The organism is Acinetobacter sp. YH12027, assembly GCF_013420085.1.
Classification (GTDB): Bacteria; Pseudomonadota; Gammaproteobacteria; order Pseudomonadales; family Moraxellaceae; genus Acinetobacter; species Acinetobacter amyesii.
Window position 1 is genome coordinate 19,049 of the sequence record NZ_VOYW01000023.1, and the last position, 19,183, is coordinate 38,231.

At 38.7% G+C, this 19,183-nt stretch carries 21 protein-coding genes; 6 read left to right on the plus strand and 15 right to left on the minus strand.

Going from position 1 to position 19,183, the window contains the following annotated elements:
• Window positions 1-32: 32 nt before the first annotated feature.
• The 12 genes from rplS to ispH all read right to left on the minus strand — a co-directional run bounded on the left by rplS (window position 33) and on the right by ispH (window position 11,678).
• A complete protein-coding gene (gene rplS, locus FTT94_RS09905; RefSeq protein WP_078189351.1) occupies window positions 33-404 on the minus strand; it encodes a 50S ribosomal protein L19 in 372 nt (123 codons plus the stop codon).
• A 139-nt stretch (window positions 405-543) separates the two neighbouring features.
• Entirely contained in the window at window positions 544-1,284 is a 741-nt protein-coding gene (gene trmD, locus FTT94_RS09910; RefSeq protein ID WP_180004770.1) for a tRNA (guanosine(37)-N1)-methyltransferase TrmD, read from the minus strand.
• 42 nt (window positions 1,285-1,326) lie between these two features.
• Complete coding sequence (rimM, locus tag FTT94_RS09915) at window positions 1,327-1,875, minus strand: ribosome maturation factor RimM (protein ID WP_078189353.1); 549 nt, start codon at window positions 1,873-1,875, stop codon at window positions 1,327-1,329.
• A 17-nt stretch (window positions 1,876-1,892) separates the two neighbouring features.
• Window positions 1,893-2,150, minus strand: a complete 258-nt coding sequence (gene rpsP, locus FTT94_RS09920; RefSeq protein ID WP_078189354.1) for a 30S ribosomal protein S16 — start codon at window positions 2,148-2,150, stop codon at window positions 1,893-1,895.
• A gap of 138 nt (window positions 2,151-2,288) precedes the next feature.
• Window positions 2,289-2,747 (minus strand): type IV pilin protein, encoded by a 459-nt coding sequence (locus FTT94_RS09925; RefSeq protein WP_104852627.1) that lies wholly within the window; start codon window positions 2,745-2,747, stop codon window positions 2,289-2,291.
• 1 nt (window position 2,748) lies between these two features.
• On the minus strand, window positions 2,749-3,246 hold the full coding sequence (locus FTT94_RS09930) for a type IV pilin protein (protein WP_104852628.1): 498 nt from the start codon (window positions 3,244-3,246) through the stop codon (window positions 2,749-2,751).
• Between the two features lie 11 nt (window positions 3,247-3,257).
• Window positions 3,258-7,751, minus strand: coding sequence for a pilus assembly protein (locus FTT94_RS09935; protein ID WP_257231373.1), 4,494 nt, complete (start codon window positions 7,749-7,751; stop codon window positions 3,258-3,260).
• Between the two features lie 25 nt (window positions 7,752-7,776).
• On the minus strand, window positions 7,777-8,586 hold the full coding sequence (locus FTT94_RS09940; RefSeq protein ID WP_180170705.1) for a hypothetical protein: 810 nt from the start codon (window positions 8,584-8,586) through the stop codon (window positions 7,777-7,779).
• The gene (locus FTT94_RS09945) at window positions 8,586-9,566 is read right to left on the minus strand and encodes a PilW family protein (RefSeq protein WP_180170706.1); all 981 of its coding nucleotides are present in this window, start codon (window positions 9,564-9,566) and stop codon (window positions 8,586-8,588) included. Before FTT94_RS09945 ends, FTT94_RS09940 begins: the two co-directional genes overlap by 1 nt.
• Window positions 9,566-10,075 (minus strand): type IV pilus modification protein PilV, encoded by a 510-nt coding sequence (pilV, locus tag FTT94_RS09950; RefSeq protein ID WP_180170707.1) that lies wholly within the window; start codon window positions 10,073-10,075, stop codon window positions 9,566-9,568. Before pilV ends, FTT94_RS09945 begins: the two co-directional genes overlap by 1 nt.
• On the minus strand, window positions 10,072-10,563 hold the full coding sequence (locus FTT94_RS09955) for a Tfp pilus assembly protein FimT/FimU (RefSeq protein WP_180170708.1): 492 nt from the start codon (window positions 10,561-10,563) through the stop codon (window positions 10,072-10,074). Before FTT94_RS09955 ends, pilV begins: the two co-directional genes overlap by 4 nt.
• A 164-nt stretch (window positions 10,564-10,727) precedes the next feature.
• Entirely contained in the window at window positions 10,728-11,678 is a 951-nt protein-coding gene (gene ispH, locus FTT94_RS09960; RefSeq protein ID WP_180170709.1) for a 4-hydroxy-3-methylbut-2-enyl diphosphate reductase, read from the minus strand.
• Between the two features lie 133 nt (window positions 11,679-11,811).
• Here ispH and gmk point away from each other — a divergent pair, with 133 nt between their 5' ends.
• The 6 genes from gmk to bfr all read left to right on the plus strand — a co-directional run bounded on the left by gmk (window position 11,812) and on the right by bfr (window position 16,688).
• Window positions 11,812-12,435, plus strand: a complete 624-nt coding sequence (gene gmk / locus FTT94_RS09965) for a guanylate kinase (protein WP_078192517.1) — start codon at window positions 11,812-11,814, stop codon at window positions 12,433-12,435.
• Window positions 12,436-12,511: 76 nt separating this feature from the next.
• The gene (gene rpoZ / locus FTT94_RS09970) at window positions 12,512-12,793 is read left to right on the plus strand and encodes a DNA-directed RNA polymerase subunit omega (RefSeq protein WP_067762989.1); all 282 of its coding nucleotides are present in this window, start codon (window positions 12,512-12,514) and stop codon (window positions 12,791-12,793) included.
• A 218-nt stretch (window positions 12,794-13,011) separates the two neighbouring features.
• Complete coding sequence (locus FTT94_RS09975) at window positions 13,012-15,117, plus strand: bifunctional (p)ppGpp synthetase/guanosine-3',5'-bis(diphosphate) 3'-pyrophosphohydrolase (protein ID WP_180133208.1); 2,106 nt, start codon at window positions 13,012-13,014, stop codon at window positions 15,115-15,117.
• 54 nt (window positions 15,118-15,171) lie between these two features.
• Complete coding sequence (locus FTT94_RS09980; RefSeq protein WP_078189365.1) at window positions 15,172-15,555, plus strand: RidA family protein; 384 nt, start codon at window positions 15,172-15,174, stop codon at window positions 15,553-15,555.
• A gap of 216 nt (window positions 15,556-15,771) precedes the next feature.
• Window positions 15,772-15,966 carry a bacterioferritin-associated ferredoxin gene (locus FTT94_RS09985; protein ID WP_078192519.1) on the plus strand — a complete coding sequence of 65 codons (195 nt, stop codon included), beginning with the start codon at window positions 15,772-15,774 and terminating at the stop codon, window positions 15,964-15,966.
• A gap of 257 nt (window positions 15,967-16,223) precedes the next feature.
• Window positions 16,224-16,688: a bacterioferritin gene (bfr, locus tag FTT94_RS09990; RefSeq protein WP_180170710.1), complete on the plus strand. Its 465-nt coding sequence runs from the start codon at window positions 16,224-16,226 to the stop codon at window positions 16,686-16,688.
• A 49-nt stretch (window positions 16,689-16,737) separates the two neighbouring features.
• On the opposite strand, the gene tfpZ is transcribed toward bfr, so the two are convergent.
• The 3 genes from tfpZ to FTT94_RS16680 are packed head-to-tail and all read right to left on the minus strand — an operon-like array spanning window position 16,738 to window position 19,133.
• Window positions 16,738-17,472, minus strand: a complete 735-nt coding sequence (gene tfpZ / locus FTT94_RS09995) for a TfpX/TfpZ family type IV pilin accessory protein (RefSeq protein ID WP_180170711.1) — start codon at window positions 17,470-17,472, stop codon at window positions 16,738-16,740.
• 6 nt (window positions 17,473-17,478) lie between these two features.
• On the minus strand, window positions 17,479-18,450 hold the full coding sequence (locus tag FTT94_RS16670; protein WP_373686028.1) for an O-antigen ligase family protein: 972 nt from the start codon (window positions 18,448-18,450) through the stop codon (window positions 17,479-17,481).
• Window positions 18,441-19,133: a pilin glycosylation ligase domain-containing protein gene (locus tag FTT94_RS16680; protein ID WP_257231374.1), complete on the minus strand. Its 693-nt coding sequence runs from the start codon at window positions 19,131-19,133 to the stop codon at window positions 18,441-18,443. Before FTT94_RS16680 ends, FTT94_RS16670 begins: the two co-directional genes overlap by 10 nt.
• Between the last annotated feature and the right edge of the window lie 50 nt (window positions 19,134-19,183).

A 19,183-nucleotide genomic window follows, 5' to 3' on the forward strand; every position in this document is an offset into this window, starting at 1 on the left:
AAGGCGCATTTTTTACAGCGTTGTAAAACAAATTATTTTGCTTTACGAGCTGGTAATTTTTCACGAATACGTGCAGCTTTACCAGACAATTCACGTAGGTAGTAAAGTTTAGCACGACGAACGTCACCTCGACGTTTCACTTCGATACCAGCAACGATTGGTGAGTGAGTTTGGAATACACGCTCAACACCGAAACCGCTAGAAATTTTACGTACTGTGAACGCAGAGTTCAAACCACGATTTTTCTTAGCAATTACAACACCTTCAAATGCCTGAAGACGTTCACGCTCACCTTCTTTTACTTTTACTTGAACAACTACTGTGTCACCAGGAGCAAAAGCAGGGATGTCTTGTTTCAACTGTGCATTTTCAACAGCTTGTACTAAAGGATGTTTACCGCTCATGGGGTATCTCCGATTATGCGAGTTAGAAGAGGTCTAATCATCGCTGGGGCTAGAGGCTAAAGCGCATAGACCCGATTGACTTTCCCTTTATGCTTGACCGCTTCAATGCACAAAGAGCCTAATATAAGATTTAAAAAATTTAAACCTTGGAATCTTTCAGCCATTTCTTTTGCTGCTTGGTCAATTCAACTTTTTCAACCAACTCAGGTCGGCGCTCTAAAGTGCGTTGATATCGCTGCAAAAACCGCCACTTCTCAATATTGGCATGATGTCCCGATTTTAATACTTCAGGAACATCTAAACCTTCAAAATGGTCTGGCTTGGTATATTGTGGGCAATCTAAAAGACCATCCACAAATGAGTCTTGCACATGTGATTGCTCATCAGACATTGCACCCGGAAGTCTCCGAATCACACTATCCAATAAAACCATCGCAGGGAGTTCACCACCAGATAAAACGTAATCGCCTATTGACCATTCCTGATCAACATATTGTTGGATCAAACGCTCATCAACTCCTTCATAACGACCACACAATACAATTAATCCATCATATTTGACGAAATCTTGTACCGCAGGTTCATTTAAGGTTTTTCCTTGCGGCGACATATACACCACAGGGACATGAACAGCACCCGCTTGCTTGGCAAGCTCTTTGGCACGATGAATTGCTTTCGCTAATGGCTCAGCCATCATCACCATACCTGGACCACCACCAAATGGACGTTCATCCACTCTTTTGTAGTTGCCCTCAGCAAATTCGCGTGGATTGATACAATGAACTTGCACAATGTCACGTTTTGCTGCGCGCCCGCTAATACCGTAGGCTGTAATCGCTTCAAACATTTCAGGAAAAAGCGTAATGACTGCAAAAAACATCGCAGACTCCTCTATTTTCCTGCTGCGTCAATCCTTAAAGGATTAATAATCTACGCCCCAATTTACGTAGATACGACCAGCTTCGAGATCAACACGCTGTACTACATCTTTATGCCATGGAATCATTCGCTCTTCGCTATCGACACTGTCAGCAGTAGCGCGAACTACCATCACGTCGTTAGCACCTGTTTCAAACAATTCGTGGATTTGACCGAGGTTGACTTCTTGTTCGTCTTCTCCAAGACCTAACACTGTTAAGCCCTTCAAATCTGACCAGTAGTACTCGTCCACGCCTGCTTGAGGCAGTTGCGATTTAGAAATCCAGATATTTGCGCCAACCAAGTTATCTGCCGCGGTACGATCACTCACACCTTTTAGCGAAACAACCAAGCCTTTGCCATGTGGTTTCCAACGTTTTACATCTACTGTTTGCCAACCTGCTTTGGTCTCAATGTACCAAGGGAGGTAGTCAAAAATATTGCTCATAGGTTCTGTATTGGAATAGACCCAGAGCCACCCATTTAATCCATATGCTGAACGTAGCTGTCCAATCTGAATACGATCTTCGGGAACATTCTGTGTTGGTGTCATGGGTAACCTACTACTAATTAAGCAGTAGCTGCAGCTTTCTTAGCTTCAGCAGCTAAAGAAGCAACACGTTCTGAAGGTTGAGCACCTTGTGAAACCCAGTGAGCAAAACGGTCAGCATCTAAACGAAGTTTTTCTGCTTTACCTTGAGCTGTAGGGTTGAAGAAACCGATACGTTCGATGAAACGACCGTCACGTGCATTACGGCTATCAGTCACAATGATTTGATAGAACGGACGTTTTTTAGCACCACCGCGTGCAAGACGAATAACAACCATGATAGAACCTTATAGTTTTTACGGATTATCCCTGTACCGACCATCGATACATTTCAAATCCCTTTCATAGAGGGCAATATTTTACGTGAAATTTGCCCTGAATGAAAGATCAAAAAGTGTTTATCCACAATTTTGAATTTATTTATCGGCCCAGCTTAAACAATTGCCCGTAGCATCATCTTTTTTGAACCAACACTGTGTTCCGGAATGTGTCAAAGTCAAAGCTCCGTTACTTTTCTGCATTCCTGTTGATATAGGTGTTGCTGTCATTGTCCAAGATGCATTTGGAGAAGCTGTTATCGTTAAATTGTACAATGCAGGACCACTTCTTGGTGATACTGTTTGCCCATAAATAGCTGGATTTTTTAATGGGTTAGTCGCATAACTCGACGTAGAATTACTTACCCCATAATCTCCATTGGTCAACTTATAGGATTGCAACCTTTGTGCAATTTCCATCATTGTACTCTGAGTCTCTAGACGATTTTTTCTTTTCACATAACTTTGATATGAAGGCAATGCAACTGCTGCTAATATTCCGATAATAACAACGATAATCAGCAACTCTAAAAGAGTGAATCCTTTAAACCCTCTCATACTATCTCCAATCTTCCCCATTTGTGCAGCTGGTGCTGGAAACTGTTAAAGCGTCTTTAGTCATGCATTTTACGCCGCGCGAATCCAATAATAAATATTGAGAAGCCCTCAGTGCATTTCCTTTTAATTGATTTGGAACCGCAATCATTTTCCACCCTTGCCCAACAGTAGAATCTTCCAAGGCAATGGTCGAATCATTGATATCGACTAATTTGATTTGATAATCAAAATCAGTTCCTGAATCATATGGAATATTGATTTCACCCTTCGTAGCCGTTTGATGATCTGGAACATAACCCGCATAACTTAATTGCTTGCCTTTATAATTTTCCAACCGTTCAGCAATTTTGAGCATTTCTGACTGTGCTTTTGATTTATGCGCTCTAGCAACATATGCTTGATAACTGGGTATAGCGATAGCTGCAAAAATTGCAACTATCACCACAACAACCATCAATTCAAGCAAAGTGAAGCCTGCAGTATTTTTAATTTTATCCATACATGCTTCCCTTACCACTCAAACCAGCGGACAGGCTTAATCTTACGTGCCTGGCTATATTTATACAGATTTTGATCTGTTAAAGTTGTATTTGCAGGCTTACAATTTCCGACACAAGATTCTTGTGTCTCCGCAATAGGTCCAACCAACATGGTTGTTCTTGGATCAGTAGAGGAAACAGCACCAAAGGCAGGGCCATTAATACCTTGATAGCTAGTTTTAACATATGCAGCACAGTCACCATATGGCATGCAAATACGGTGAGTCGTAGAAATACCTGTCACACCACCACCACAACCACTTACAGTTCCAGTCAATGTCGCTTTCGGATCATACAGGCTGACATATAAATCACCAGTAATAAGCTGTGAATCTTCAAATGCACGCGCATAATTTCCTGAATCAACTGAACGTAGTTCAAAACTCCAACCACGAAGCATAGTATTACCAGTTGTTAATTTCATATTAGCGATATCAGCAGCAGAAATTTGCTTAGAAACCGTTTTGCCAAGTATGCCTGAATTAGCCAAATTCGCTGGCAAAATAGTCGCAGCAGATGTAAAACTCGAGTTTTCCAAACCATTGGCTGCTGCATCACGGTCAATTAAACCGTAGATTTTGTTTTTTCCGCCGACTTCCGCTTCCAAAGGAAAACTGCGATTACCTGAACCTGCTGTCACAAGTACAAAGCGGTTTTGCCCATCATCAAAAACTGCCGTAGATAAACGGTCATAGAAACGCGGTACAAATGTTCCATCTTTTAACTTCGCTATGGTTTGCACACGCACCGCAATATTAGTATTGTCAGTTGCAGACATTTGATTATTGTTATTCAAGTCTACACGGAAAATCTGTCCACCTAAATCTGCAAAATAAATCATGTCTGCAAGACCATCGGCATCATAATCACGTACCACAGGCTGCCCTACAACACTGTAATTTATATCACTATTAATCGTTTTCTTATAACTGTCACTAATTCCTGAGCCATTTGAGCTACTCATCCAGATCAAGTTACCATTTGCAGCATCTACTATATATAAAGCGTTGCCATAAGTTGAGGACGGCTCTGTAAAAGTAGCCGCTGGTTTTTCATAAACATCAGCATCGTAACCGCCGCCAAAAATTAAGACTTTTTTACGTTCGCCTTTGACACGAATTTCAGCAATAGTCGGTTTAGCCCAGATTTGAGCCATACGCTGAAATTCATTTGTTGATGTCGGTTTAATTTGGAATAATAGCTTCGGACTTGCTGGATTAAGTATATCCAATCCATAAAGCCCACTTCCCCCCATACGTAAACCGCCATAAATATTCATTTTATTGGCAACATATTTTGTGGTTGAAACTGTACCAGACTTAGTAATTTGCACCTTAAATGTATTGTCCGCTACCCATGGTGCATCTACACCATAAGCTATACCCGACAGGCTACCCACCCCTTTTGAATCTTTACCAGCCAACGTATCATATTGATTCGTTATAATTTCTGGCGGAACAAATACCGACTGCTCTTTACCTGTCGAAGCATCCACAATATGCAAGCCGCCATCCATTGACCCATAAACTGTATATTCTTTACGTGTATCCGCAACATTACTAGAAGTTACTGTTGACTCTTTTGTTACCATGAGCGGCGTTGAATGCACCACCCCACCAAGGAATCTATATGGGCTAGCTGGATTAACTGCAAGTGTATTAATCTCTGTAGAAGTTAAAGTTGTCTGTGTCGCAGCTGCAGGGAATGCAGTTTGATAACCCATGTAATTCAATAAAGCTAGGCGCTGGTTGATTGTATAAGTCCCGCTCAGTGCATCTGTACCAGTAGTATTAGTTGCCAGATTTGTCTTAGTCACTTTCTTTAAAGAACTGCCATCTAAGATGTAGACTTTACGCTCACTATCTACATTGCTGATTGAGTCTGCTTCAGCCAAAGCTGTAGATGGAACAGGAATTTTATTCCATGCACCACCACTATTAATTAATGAATGGTCAGAGCCAGAAGCCGCGGTAGACCATAAATCTTTTGCAGATGAGTTAATAACCTGCTGATTGTTTTCAACTTTATAAATTGCATTATTACTGCTGTCTTTCAGCGTACCGCCAAGAATTTTATATTTCTTTAAATTCCCAGCCCATGTACGAAAGGTAGAATCTTCCATTGGCATAATCATTGGGAAAAAGCCTTCAGTCATTGACTTAGTCTGATCTAAAGGATCGCGCGGTACAGAAATAGAGCCCAAGCTTGAAGGGGTAAAACCAACTGTTACATCCGATACAAATTTAATAATACTATTTTTAATATCGTCAGAATTTTCAGCATAATAAAATCCGCCGTCTCCATATGCCTTACTGCCCCATAAACATGCATTTTTTGCATCATCATTTGGCGCACTTGCACAATTATATGTTCCATCTGGGTTTTTTGTTAAACCTGCAAATGAGGCACCAAAACCAACCACAGCTGTTTTAATGTTCATATCTGCAGGATTTTTTTGTGTATTCGACGAATCCGTTCTGTTTCTAATTTTTTTAGCATATTCACCAATATACTCCCACCCTCCAGTCTCACCCGTAAATAAACCAGAATTTAGAGTTGGCGATACTAAAACACCTGCTCCTGATGGTTTCCCAGTAAAACCAAATGAAGCAGAGTTATTTAAAGATGTATTCATGATAGTCTGCGCCATACTATCTTTAGTCGAGTTTGGTGAACCATCTGTTAAAAAGTAAATGCCATTACCATCACAGCTACTCGTCGAACCACCAGCTTGATATATAGAACCATTCTTAGTATCGGATGCTGAATATGCAAAGCCACCATAATTATTATCAACAGGACCTGAAGAAGTAACTGTTTGTGTAATATCTCCCCATGGGCGATTTACTGCAGAAACAGTTTGCTTACATACACTATCTTTTTCATTGTTTTTACCTGAACTAACATAAGATGTTTGTCTCATATTGTAAGTCTCGGTATGAGGGTTACCTTGTTCGTTTCTAGCATTAGGTAATGGATTGGCACTTCCATCTGCTGGACTCAAACATTCTTTAGCTTTTTTTTCCTCATTCGTCGCATCCCTAGTCCATGTACCTGATTTTTGACATAATGCAATCCAGTTACTCATCACAGAATAACCTGATGGACAATTTTGAAACCCTTGGGTAATTACTGTTTGTGTTGTTGTACCAGTTTTTATCGAGAAAGGACTACTACGATAAGAAACTAGATTATTTGCTCCCTTATTCCCCCAAACCTTACCACCAATAGGTTCAATATCCATCGGTTCATGGGCAAGTTTCATCCAGCCACCATAGCGCCAACCTACAGGTAATTTTGCATGAGTTTCCCATAGAGAATTCATATCTCCCACACCTTGTGTATTTTTCAACTCTATTGGTGTTACTGGCAGCCAACCTCCACTACCATTGGGTTTATAAATTTTAATTGTTGAGCCCATACGCTTATTTGTTGCATCGTACCAATCTGACTCGTTCTTGTTCCACTCATTATCACAAGCCATCACGGTTGCGCCTAATGCCGTTGGACGTTCAGTACCTAATGCAACACATACATAATAAACTTGTTTAGTTGCATCATCCGATTTTTGCATAACAGAATAACCATCATACAAGATTGTACTTGTTGAAGGTAAGCTGGAATCCTGTCCTGTGGTCGTTCCCATCATGTAAGCTGCAGCTTCAGCATAAGCATGAGCAGTTGGCGTACCACTGGAGGCTTTAAAAATATCTGGATAGGCTGTACTGGATAGTTTTAAATTAGCGTTTGCTGTACCATCTTCATTAGTTGTCGTATCGACCGACTTAAGACTCACTAACTGTAAAATCAATTTCTCCCTTTGGGCGGCATTTAGTTGCGCATTCGGAACTAATATTCTTCCAGAGTGACCATCAACTAATTTGTTGGTTGTAGTTCCTACTGTTAAAGGTGTTTTTGCAGAAAAATGTCCTAAGCCCATATAAGTAGTATTAGGAATACTATTATCAGCCAACAATTGAATAAGAGCATCTTTTAAACGAGATAAACGATCAAATTTACCTGTAGAAGACTCAATTAATTTTCCAGCAGAATCAATACTTGGATTACCGCAGCCACGTAAATAGTAAGAAATAGTTGTTCCATTTATAGTTACTTGCTTTTTAAATGAAGTTTTATTTAGGGTATCACTTCCTACACGCCTATCAATGGCGTTATATGCCCATTGTTTGATAGTCCTCGTTCCACTGTCTGCGGTTTCCGTTACATCCACTTGGGTACAAAGTGAATTATCAACATCTCCTGGACTACCATATTGATTATTTTTCGGTAGCACTAAAGAACTAATCCCCATACTTCCTGATGTATCCAGCATGAGTAAAATTGAAGTCTTGCCAGTCGTATTTCCTCTATACAGACTCAAGTCACTTGCAAGGACTGCTGTACTTGTTGGTACTGCCATCACTGGAAGCAAGGCCATCATTATTACAAGGGGTTTTAATCTCATTTCTCTTCTCCCAATCTTCCAGTGCTTAATTTTTTGCTTCGGTTAAGCGGACTACATATTCTGCAACTTGCGTATTTAGCGGCACACCCAGCTGATTCAGACACTCATGCAAAGTTTCAACTTTAACTTGCCCACTTGTACTATCAGCTCTATTTTTTAATAACAGATCATCCATTACACGCCCGCTCAAACACGCATTCATATCCGATAAAGTTACAGACGGCGCCATTGCAGGAGCAAACGAGGTTGCAACTACACGGATACGTTTGGTATCTACATCCGCCTTCAAATCTGTATTTTTATTGGTTAATTCAAATTTGCGCATTTCCACTGCAGGATCATCCGGATTCACCACAGAAACCTGCGTCACAATTGCTTTACGGCTGATAGAAAACATTTTTTCTGGATTACAAACCGCATCAATATCTCCAGAAAGCGCAGCGCTTACACCTGTAGCAGCAGTCGCCGAAGCTCGCTCAATAATCCGGAAATCTCCAAGATTAAAGAACATGTTATTTTTAGCCGCACTGCTTTCTATTTCTGTTGGTTTAAAACAAAACTGCAGCTCCTTACCTTGGTTGCCATCTAATAAAACTTGCCCAATTGGCGTACCCGCTAAATTTGTGCTTTCATTGGCATTAAAGTTTTTTTCTAAATGATCCAATGCAACGTCGGAAGTCTGCATTAATAAGGTTTGGACTTGAGCATTCGTCGCTAGCTTTAGGCTAAAAATACTGTTGCGGATAGCGTATAAGCCAACAACTGTGATCAATATCAGTAAAATCAATACAGTAATTAGGGTTACACCCTGTTGGTGTTTTGAATGATTTATCATTAGATATCCCCCAATCCACCATTACGGATCGCAATTGTTGTGGTGTAAACCTGACGCAGGTAACCATCTTTTGCCGCAGTAATCGTCTGATCTAAAACTTTGAATTCTGTTTTTTCAGCCATTGCGACTTTTTCTGAGGAACGTACAAGCCAGCCTAAATTCACTCCAATCACAGCTGGCCGGTGAGTAACCGTACTCGTCAGGGGTATAGCATTATATTCATTCACACCTAAAGTGCGTGTAGTACCATTGGTATTGCGAACAACCAATTGCACTCTCATGTATTCAATATTTTTTGCAATAATTTCACCAGCATTTGCTGCATAATTTGCTGTCAGTGTATTTACAGCATTAATAGTTTGAGACTCATAAGTTTGTGGAACAGTTTCTCCATCTGCAAGAAACATACTTGAGGAGCAATTCAAGTTTGCTTCACTTTTAGAACTATCCTTACTAATGTAATAACGCTCAATGACATACCAGCCTTTGGCATAAGTTGTACTTGTTTTTATTGGCCCTCGTACTTTTTTACCATCACATGTAAAAGTATCCATAGGTGCTTGATACATAATCACCAGCTGATCACTTTTTGGAAAAGTACTAAATGCACTGTCATTATTCACACTTGCTGATTCTAAGTTATTACCCGTCAGCAACGCAGTTCCAAATTTCAAACCTTTTAAATTACCATCCGCAGGAGGGGTAGTACTGCTTGTTTGATTACTTAACACAATACCGCCATACAATGATGCATCATTAATAATGCTGGCATTGCCATGGTTTGCTAAGCGGATATTTTTCGTGACGTAATTAATCCCAAATAAACCGCTATCCTGCAAAGACGCAGCAGAGGATTGAATCCGATAGTTTTGCTGCCCACTGACAAGCATCTGAATTGCTACAGCAACCAATATCAGGCCCAACGTGATTGCAATCATTAATTCTATTAACGTGAAACCAGCCTGTTTAAATGTTTTCATTAATACGCCTCCAGCACCAAGCAACTAGAATCATCGGCATATTTACCATCTACTTTTAAACATGCATTTTGAACTGCGGGAGCATCTGGAGTAGCTTTAGCATCAGTAATTGGCTGTGTTTCCCCCCAAGCAGCAATTAAACATAATCGCTCCTGACTAGCCGAAGTATTCAAACAATTCATTACGCCAATTTTCATCCCTTTTGATACCGCTACATCACTGTATTGTTTTAAGTCATAAAGCGCCTGATTCACTGCACTACAACCGCTATCACAGTTAGGCAAAGAACTCGGTACAGCTGCCTTATAATTACCTGTCGGATTAAGCCTTACTTTTTCTGCGAGCCCATTCAGCAAAATAAGTGCATCTGCCCTTTTAATTGATTCTTCAGTAGCTGCTGTCGCTCTAACTTGCAGCGCCGCATAGCCCAAGATTGCGATAGCAAGGATTAACATCGCAACCAAAACCTCCATCAACCCAACACCTTTTTGGCTAGAAAAACCAATCATGAGCAGGCTCCTCCTTGTGTAATTTCAACTGTTCCGGGGATGCCAACCGTTAATACATATGATCCGGCAGAAGAGCAAAAAGTGATTGTTTGTGAAGCTGTTAAGTTTCCACGAGCCGAAAATACAAAAATATCATTCGACGTACTTTTAACATTAATTTTCTTTTCTACATTCACAATAAGAACGCTATCTTTTTTTAAAGAAGATGACATAGTTGTTGAATAATTCGCAAGATTTGCACCACATGTATCCGGAGAAACGGCAGAAGCAGATTTACTCAACGATGTACATACAACAGTTGAGGCTCTGTTCAGTAATGCCCGACTACGGGCTTCTTTCAAAGTATCTCGCATATTAAAAGCTGTAGTTTTTAGATTCTCTTTAATCAATAAATTGTTAAACGAAGGCGCAGCCAAAGTCGCAATAATCGCCATCACAGCAATCGTCACCATCAACTCAATTAACGTAAACCCATTATTTTTCTGCATACTCCCCCCAAGACGCGCCAAACTTTACCCTATTAAAAATAATATCTAATTAAATTACAAAACAAACACAAATAAGGATAAAAGGCATAAAAAAACAGATGATTGCCAAAAAGCAATTATCTGTCAATTCTTAAAAAAATTCAGAATGTTAAGTCATTAACACTTTATGCCTGAGTTACAGGAATACGTAACTCTTTTGGCAAACTAAATGTAATATTTTCTTCGCAGCCATCAAGCTCTTGCGGTGCTTTTGCCCCCCAATCTTGTAGTCGCTGAATGACTTGTTTAATTAAAATTTCAGGTGCAGATGCCCCTGCAGTTACACCAATTTTAGTGTGTTCATTAAACCACTCTTGCTGCAACTGATCTGCATTGTCTACCAAATACGCATGCTTACCCATCCGTTCTGCCAATTCACGTAATCGGTTCGAGTTCGAAGAGTTCGGTGAACCCACAACCAGTACAACATCACATTGCTCAGCAAGATCACGTACGGCATCTTGGCGGTTTTGAGTGGCATAACAAATATCATCTTTGCGCGGCCCCTGAATTTCTGGAAACTTCTGACGTAGGGCATCAATAACTTTTGCTGTGTCATCTATAGAAAGCGTTGTCTGAGTTACAAACGCTACTTTTTCAGGATGCACCACTTTTAGTTCAGCAACATCTTGTTCATCTTCAACCAAATAAATCGAACCACCATTTTTGGTGTCATATTGGCCCATTGTCCCTTCAACTTCTGGATGACCTTCATGACCAATCAAAATCGCTTCCACACCTTCACGTGCATACTTGGTCACTTCTATATGTACCTTGGTCACCAAAGGGCACGTCGCATCAAAAACTTTTAGCCCACGGCGTTCAGCTTCTTGTTGTACCGCTTTAGATACACCATGCGCACTGAAAATCACGATATTGTCATCAGGCACTTCATCCAGTTCATCCACAAATATCGCACCGCGTTGACGCAGGTCGTCCACCACAAATTTATTATGTACTACCTCATGACGCACATATATTGGGGGGTTAAAGCATTCCAATGCACGGTTCACAATCGCGATGGCGCGATCAACACCTGCACAGAAACCGCGTGGATTAGCTAAAACAATTTCCATAGAATCCTCAATGCCCACTCAATTTTACGGGTATCACTTGAAATAAATGTAAACAATAGACGTCTGACTATTTTGTTTGGCGCGCGTCTACTCTAAAATAGAGAAGATATTTTATCATATCAGGAAAAATATCATGTCGGGTCTCTTGTTTGTCGTTTCTGCTGCTTCGGGAACAGGCAAAACATCCCTCGTTAAAGCCCTGCTTGAACGTGTAAACAATTTACATGTCTCTGTTTCTCATACCACTCGTGGTCAGCGTCCTGGCGAATTAGACGGCGTACATTACCATTTTGCAAAAAAAGAAGATTTTCTATCTTTGGTAAATGAAGGCGGCTTCATTGAATATGCAGAAGTTTTTGGTAATTATTACGGTACTGCACAGCGCACAGTAAAAGAACAGTTGGCCAAAGGTCATGATGTTTTACTTGAAATTGACTGGCAAGGTGCTGAACAGGTTCGTAAACTTTTTCCTGAATCTAGACAAATTTTTATTCTTCCTCCGAGTCAGTTCGATTTACGTCAACGTTTATCCAATCGTGGTACAGACTCTGTTGAAGTAATTGAACATCGTCTTAGCTGTGCCGTAGAAGATATGCAGCAATACGTTAATTTTGACTATATCATTATTAATGATGACTTTAATAAAGCACTGCATGACTTAGAGTCCGTTATTATTGCCAATCGTCTTGTTTTAAAACAACAAGCTATGCGCCATGAAAAACTGATTGAGAAATTAATCACCCCTACGGAACAGTGATTAAAACTTGAGTCTATAGACAAAGCACCTTATACTGCACAGTCTGTTAAAAATTTATATTCAAACGAGAATTCTTATGGCACGCGTAACCGTTGAAGATTGTTTAGACCATGTAGACAACCGCTTTGAGCTTGTACTAGTGGCAAGCAAACGCGCGCGTCAATTGGCACGTCAAGGTATCGAACCTACTGTTGAGTGGGACAATGACAAACCAACCGTTGTTGCTCTTCGTGAAATCGCAGCGGGTCACGTTTCTAAAGACATTTTGAAACAACGTGAACAAGACTACCAAACTTCAAGTTTAGACCTTGCACTTTCTGCAAATAACCTAAACTTAGACGGTTTTTCTTTCCAATAAGATAAACCTGACCTTAAAAGCCTAGTTTTTAACTAGGCTTTTTTTATGGATTCTCTTTAATATTTTACTCAGAACAGTTATAACATAAGCTTAAGAAGTGCAAAGCAAGCGAAAAAGATTTTCATTTTTTTAAACTAAAAAATTGACAAGTCATGCAATATGCATTTCATTAAAGTATTAACCGTTTCATTTGTAAATCAGTAGTAAAAGGGTGTTCTATGCCAGGCCCAATGGTCAGCCAAGCCAAGCAACAGTTAAATGTGATAATCGACGCTTACCTTTCAGTAAGTGATGTCGAACGCGTGCTTGAAGCTTGCGACTATGCGGATATTGCCCATGATGGCATTACACGTAAAAGTGGCGAACCCTACATCCTTCACCCAATTGCGGTGAGCTGTATTTTGGCGCATATGCGTCTTGATGCGGAAACTTTAATGGCCGCTTTACTACATGATGTCATTGAAGATACCGAATTTACAAAACAAGATATTACTGAAAAATTTGGTCTGACCGTTGCTGAACTCGTCGACGGCGTCACTAAACTCAGCCACTCTAGTGATAAAGAATACAATAAAGCCGCATCTTTCCGTAAAATTCTGCAAGCCACCCTACAAGACCCACGTGTCATTATTATTAAACTGGCGGATCGTTATCACAATATGACCACACTAGGTGCTTTACGCCCCGATAAGCGTGCTCGTATTGCCCAAGAAACCTTTGAAATTTTTGTGCCTATGGCACGCCTTGTCGGTATGAATGAAATGGCCGACAACCTTGAACATTTGTGTTATCAAAATCTAGATTTAGATATGTATAACAATGTTCAAGAAGCTTTATTACAAACCAAACCGAAACGCTGCGAATACCAAACCAAGTGGGAAAATAACCTCACCGCCTTACTAGAACAACACCATATTTCAGGTCGAATTAAAAAGAAGAATAATAATATTGAATTACTTCGTCACTTTGTAAAAAACGATATCGATCTGCAAGAGCTCACCCATAGTCATGCCTTTGAAATTATTTTACAAAGCATTGCAGACTGTGACCGACTTGCTGATATCCTCAAAGAAAGCTTTAAAGTTCTAAATTACACCGATCATATTCGCCGCCCGTTACCCGGTGGCAACCAGTCACTGATGATGCGCTTAAAAGGTGAAAAAACTATTTTGTCTCTGACCATCCAAACAGAGCTGATGCGTAAAGCAGCGCGCTTTGGTGTGGTCCTCGGTGAAAATGCGCCGCAAGCTTGTCGTTCAGCGATCCAAGCCTCCATGCAAAATTTAAATGTGCTAGTGGATGGCGAATGCGCAAAGACTACATTTAGTGAATTACTCGATTATCTACATCAAGAAAAAATTTGGGTTTATACCCCACACGGTCATTTGCATGAACTCCCTCAGGGTGCCACAGCGGTTGATTTCGCTTATTCAGCAAGCTTATTCTTGGGCAACCATGCCGTTGGTGCGAAAATTGATGGGGAAACCAAGCCCCTTTCAACACCATTACTGAGTGGTCAAGTGATTGAAATTATCACTGATGTTCTTGCAACACCAAACCCTGACTGGCTCAGCTTTATTAACACCCAAAAAGCCCGCCGCGCATTACAAAATATCCTCCGTGACCAAGACCAAGATGAACAACGTTTAGTTGGTCAGCAAGCTTTAAATCGCGCATTAAAACTCTTTAACCGTTCTGTAAGTGATTTAACATTAGCGGATTGGGAAAATGTGCTGAATTGGCGTCATTTAAATGATAAAGAACAATTATTTGAACAGATCGCCGTGGGTGATTTACTGCCTCAATTGGTTGCCAATCATTTATATGCTCAAGACACCATTCAGACTTCAAATTCTGCACGCTTGATCTTGGGTACTGATGGTGTCGACGTCAAATATGCGCATTGTTGTAACCCCGTTTTAGGTGATCCAATTCAAGGTCATTTATCACGTCGTGGTTTGATTGTGCACCGTTCACGTTGTCACAACTTATTGCATGAACAGCATTTACATCCTGAAAATATCATGCCTTTACACTGGACCACAGAAGACAGTGAAGACATTAGTTTTACAGCCTATTTATGCTTAAACATGCTGTTAAATGATGAGCAAATTTCAGAACTGATCTATCTATGCCGTAAAGAAAAGGTGGGGGTAGAGACTGTCCGCTCACATGAAGAAAAAACCTATGTGAATATTGTTGTACACAACCGTAAACAAATTGCCGAAATTATCCGTAATTTAAGAATGCATTTTGGCTTCCCACGCATCAGTCGTTTGGCACAACCTGTTGCCATAAATGAGCCTGCGAAAGTTGCCAGCTAACCTAACACCACATATTTATATGTGACGTGTCTGTGATGATAATAGGAGAAATAGATGTCCCGCCAGGTAATCCATACTGAAAATGCACCCGCTGCAATTGGTACTTACTCACAAGCCATTTTAGTGGGCGACACTTTGTATTTATCAGGTCAAATTGGCTTAGATCCATATAGCATGGAGCTGGTAGAAGGCATTGAAGCTCAAATTCGCCGTGTATTCGACAACTTAAAAGCGGTATGTGAAGCTGCAGGTGGTACGCTAGCCGATATCGCTAAGCTGAATATTTTCCTCACTGACCTTTCTAACTTCCAATTGGTCAACCAAATTATGGGCGAATACTTTGCTCAACCTTACCCAGCACGCGCAGCACTCGGTGTAGCTAGCCTACCAAAAGGTGCCCTAGTTGAAATGGATGGTGTGGTGATTATTAATCAATAAGTTACTAACATCGCTTAAGCCTTTCACGAAATATCACATTCCAAAAGAACAAAAGCCTCACCTGGAAATCTGAGCATTACTCAGATTTCCGCTTAAATGACATTTTTTATTCAAAAACTCAATCAGCATAAAAGTATTTTTAAATTATTTTTATTGACAAACGATAATAATTATCAATAATATTACTTATCCCATTTATTCACTTGGTTTGATTTCATGTACGTTTGTTTGTGCCGTGGTATTACTGATCAAGACATTAAAGATGCAATTGCCAATGGTGCAGAAAGCTATCGTGAAGTTCGCGATATGCTCGATTTAGGCACCTGTTGTGGTCGCTGTGCTCCTGAAGCACGTATGATCATCAGTGATGAAGTTGCGCAAATTGCAGCCCGTATCGCAATTGCTGCATAAGCCAAGCTTTTAAATTTTCTCAACAATCATAATTATAAAACCAATGGTCTCAGGCTATTCCTCCTCCCCCGCTTCTGACTCTAAGCGGGTTTTTATTTGTTAAATATCTGGAAATTAGCGCTTTGTTTTGATTGTGATTTTCATTTGCTGTTCTATAAAATACTCGCTAATTTACACTTTGTTGTTTAAGATATTTCTATTCTAATATCGAATTTATATTGCTTAGTTCGAGCTTTATTGCAGTTAAGGAGTCAGACATGAAAGGCAATCGTGATGTAATTAATCAGTTAAATCAGGTGCTTTATCATCATTTAACTGCAATTAACCAGTATTTTCTTCATTCACGTATGTTTAACGATTGGGGCATTGAGCAACTGGGCTCTGCGGAATACAAAGAATCTATTCGCCAAATGAAGCATGCCGATAAAATTATTGAACGTATTTTATTTTTAGAAGGTTTACCTAACTTACAACACCTAGGTAAGCTCTATATCGGTCAGCATACCGTTGAAGTTTTAAACTGCGATGTACGTAAAGTCAAAGAGAACATTGAAGCCATTCAAACTGCAGTTAAACTAGCAGAAGAACAGTTAGATTATGTCACTCGAGATTTGGTGCAAGAAATTTTAGAGAAAGAAGAAGAATGGCTGGACTGGACCACAACCCAATTAGACTTAGTTGAGACTGTGGGTATAGAGAATTATATTCAGAGTCAGATTTAATATTGATTTATTAAAATACCCGCAGATGCGGGTTTTTTATTGAATCAATTTATTTCCATGGGCGAAGGTCAACAATTTTTATAACCGCACCAGTTTCTTTATTGACTAATACCGTCATATCAACTGCATTGGCTTTTAGTGGAATATACCCTGTAGCTTCAGGATATTTTTCTAAAATTTGTTGTACAAGCATCTGATCATTATATTGCTCAAGCTCTTTTACATTTTTTGCTTGTTGTTTAATTTGAGGTATAGCTTGAATAAAATCCACATAACGCTCAGGTTTTTGAGCAATTGAAATTCCACCTAATACTTCAGCGAACATGTCGTTTTCGCGTTGTAATTTATCTTTAGAAAATTCAACAGCTACATATTGAGGTCTTAAAAATGAGGTTTTTTGAAATTGAGTTTTCGCTTGGTCTAAATTTTCTATAATTAATTCATTTTTTCGTACTAATTCAAAACGATCAACATTATAGGCAATCCAGACTGGTCTACCTTGTTCTAGTGTATAAACACCATAAAGTAAAGCAAAAATCTGAATAATAATGATAATTGAAAGATCAAATTTCAAAGATTTTTTATGCTCTTTATAAACTAATAATCCTAATAAGGGACCAAGCGTAATATCAATGAAAAACAATATTAAAATAATGCTCGTCACACCAACTGCTTTCGCAAGAGGCATTTGATACCAAAAATTTAATAACAATCCTAGTAGAATTATGCTAAAAACTAATGACAAAGTTAAATGTTTGATAAAAAATTTTAAACGTTTAGACATAAGTAGTTACTTCATATTTAGATTTGGTTTACTACTATTTTTTTCAAATAGTGATGAGATACCAATACCCTGATTCGTATTAATTTTAGACAAATCTTTAAACAATGCTTTTTTATTATAAAGAGAATTATATACTTCGAGATAATAATTTGCTCTATTCATATCTTCATTAAAATAAAAAATTTGAGCCATTTTATATAAATTGTACTCAGTAGGTTGGGTTTTCACGTAATACTCAAAAAACTCAAATTCTGATCGAGTATAATTTTGATCTATCCTTGCAACAATAAAATCTGCACGATCTGAAAATTGAGAAAACAATATAGACTTTTTATGCTTTGATTTTCCAGTATTTTCCATACCAGATACATAACCCAAATCACTGAGCCACTGATCATACTGTTTAAATATTAAAGCGTAAAAACATATGGAAATAAGAAAAATTATATGCTTAAATTTTTCATTTAATAAAAAATATTTACAGTTACAATCAATAAGTAATATACCAATAAAAAAACCTAATGGAAATAAAAAATAGCTATAATACAATGGGTACTCAAGTTGGGCGTGTACCAATATACACGCTACCATCATAAATAAGTAAAGCTGTGGCAAACCTTGGATACTTAGAAAAACCAGTTTTATAAGATATAAGCTATATCCAATAATAAGAACTGCGAATGGAATACCTACCCACAACATTAGATCACATATGATATTATGCGCACTAGAAAGATTACCTTCATTTTCAAATAAAACTACCCCTTCTAATTGTGCGATTGTGGTTTGAAACCAACCATAACCCAACCAAGGTTTTTGCATTGCTGCATAGAACATATGCTTCCACATTTCAATACGACCCAATCCACCATTCAGTCGCTCTTCTATTGAAATTGGCTTTAATAGATTTAAATATTCTGAAATTTCAGTATTGAATATAAAAATAAATACGTAAGAAAATACCGATATTAAAGCGATATAAACAGTCGTTTTTTTTCAAAGTGATTTTTTTTAATGATGAAAATCAGAAATAATATAAATAAAACAATCCATGTCGTTCGTGATTGAGTTAATACAAGCGCTAAAACCTCAAAGGGGAGTAGCAAAATTAATAATATATTTTTAGACCGTTGATGTTCATACAAAAACAAAATGCTGCAGATACTAAGCATGAGTAGTGTTGCCAATTGATTTGGCTGGCCTAAATTTGCATATGGTCGATTGTGACTTAAATTTAAAATATAAGGATGAGAGATTTGAAGCCACTGCGCTATTGCAAATACACTACTTCCAAATCCAACCAAAGTAAAAAAATATGCAGTATATTTAATTACTTTTTCCTTTTCAGCAATCTGAATACTATTGTACCCATAGATAACTGAAGCTAATAATCCGAATAAAAATAAGAAACTAAAAAATGCTGTCGTAAAATAATAAATTTGACCAAATAAGTATTGTACAAATGGTACTAAACAAAGAATGAACAGAGGGAACAATAATTTTGGGAAACTCACATTTTTTTTATAAAAAAGTGTAATGCACAATATAAGACCTAAAAACCAAAGCAAGTCTTGTGAAAATGAAGTCCATGGAAATGGAGATATACCTATAAAATAGGATAGAGAGAAAAAAACTAAAATAGTAGCAATTATAATTTTCATATTTATCACAACTAAAAAAGCTGACTTTAGTCAGCTTTTTTAGTTCAACT

Excerpts from the sequence above, each read along its gene's own strand:
- ispH (WP_180170709.1), bottom strand. The coding sequence starts at position 11,678 with ATGGAAATTGTTTTAGCTAATCCACGCGGTTTCTGTGCAGGTGTTGAT.
- FTT94_RS09955 (WP_180170708.1), bottom strand. The coding sequence starts at position 10,563 with ATGCAGAAAAATAATGGGTTTACGTTAATTGAGTTGATGGTGACGATT.
- rimM (WP_078189353.1), bottom strand. The coding sequence starts at position 1,875 with ATGACACCAACACAGAATGTTCCCGAAGATCGTATTCAGATTGGACAG.
- bfr (WP_180170710.1), top strand. The coding sequence starts at position 16,224 with ATGAAAGGCAATCGTGATGTAATTAATCAGTTAAATCAGGTGCTTTAT.
- FTT94_RS09945 (WP_180170706.1), bottom strand. The coding sequence starts at position 9,566 with ATGAAAACATTTAAACAGGCTGGTTTCACGTTAATAGAATTAATGATT.
- FTT94_RS09985 (WP_078192519.1), top strand. The coding sequence starts at position 15,772 with ATGTACGTTTGTTTGTGCCGTGGTATTACTGATCAAGACATTAAAGAT.
- FTT94_RS09940 (WP_180170705.1), bottom strand. The coding sequence starts at position 8,586 with ATGATAAATCATTCAAAACACCAACAGGGTGTAACCCTAATTACTGTA.
- FTT94_RS09925 (WP_104852627.1), bottom strand. The coding sequence starts at position 2,747 with ATGAGAGGGTTTAAAGGATTCACTCTTTTAGAGTTGCTGATTATCGTT.
- FTT94_RS09935 (WP_257231373.1), bottom strand. The coding sequence starts at position 7,751 with ATGAGATTAAAACCCCTTGTAATAATGATGGCCTTGCTTCCAGTGATG.
- FTT94_RS09975 (WP_180133208.1), top strand. The coding sequence starts at position 13,012 with ATGCCAGGCCCAATGGTCAGCCAAGCCAAGCAACAGTTAAATGTGATA.
- gmk (WP_078192517.1), top strand. The coding sequence starts at position 11,812 with ATGTCGGGTCTCTTGTTTGTCGTTTCTGCTGCTTCGGGAACAGGCAAA.
- trmD (WP_180004770.1), bottom strand. The coding sequence starts at position 1,284 with ATGTTTTTTGCAGTCATTACGCTTTTTCCTGAAATGTTTGAAGCGATT.
- rpoZ (WP_067762989.1), top strand. The coding sequence starts at position 12,512 with ATGGCACGCGTAACCGTTGAAGATTGTTTAGACCATGTAGACAACCGC.
- tfpZ (WP_180170711.1), bottom strand. The coding sequence starts at position 17,472 with ATGTCTAAACGTTTAAAATTTTTTATCAAACATTTAACTTTGTCATTA.
- FTT94_RS09930 (WP_104852628.1), bottom strand. The coding sequence starts at position 3,246 with ATGGATAAAATTAAAAATACTGCAGGCTTCACTTTGCTTGAATTGATG.
- rplS (WP_078189351.1), bottom strand. The coding sequence starts at position 404 with ATGAGCGGTAAACATCCTTTAGTACAAGCTGTTGAAAATGCACAGTTG.
- FTT94_RS16680 (WP_257231374.1), bottom strand. The coding sequence starts at position 19,133 with ATGAAAATTATAATTGCTACTATTTTAGTTTTTTTCTCTCTATCCTAT.
- rpsP (WP_078189354.1), bottom strand. The coding sequence starts at position 2,150 with ATGGTTGTTATTCGTCTTGCACGCGGTGGTGCTAAAAAACGTCCGTTC.
- FTT94_RS09980 (WP_078189365.1), top strand. The coding sequence starts at position 15,172 with ATGTCCCGCCAGGTAATCCATACTGAAAATGCACCCGCTGCAATTGGT.
- pilV (WP_180170707.1), bottom strand. The coding sequence starts at position 10,075 with ATGATTGGTTTTTCTAGCCAAAAAGGTGTTGGGTTGATGGAGGTTTTG.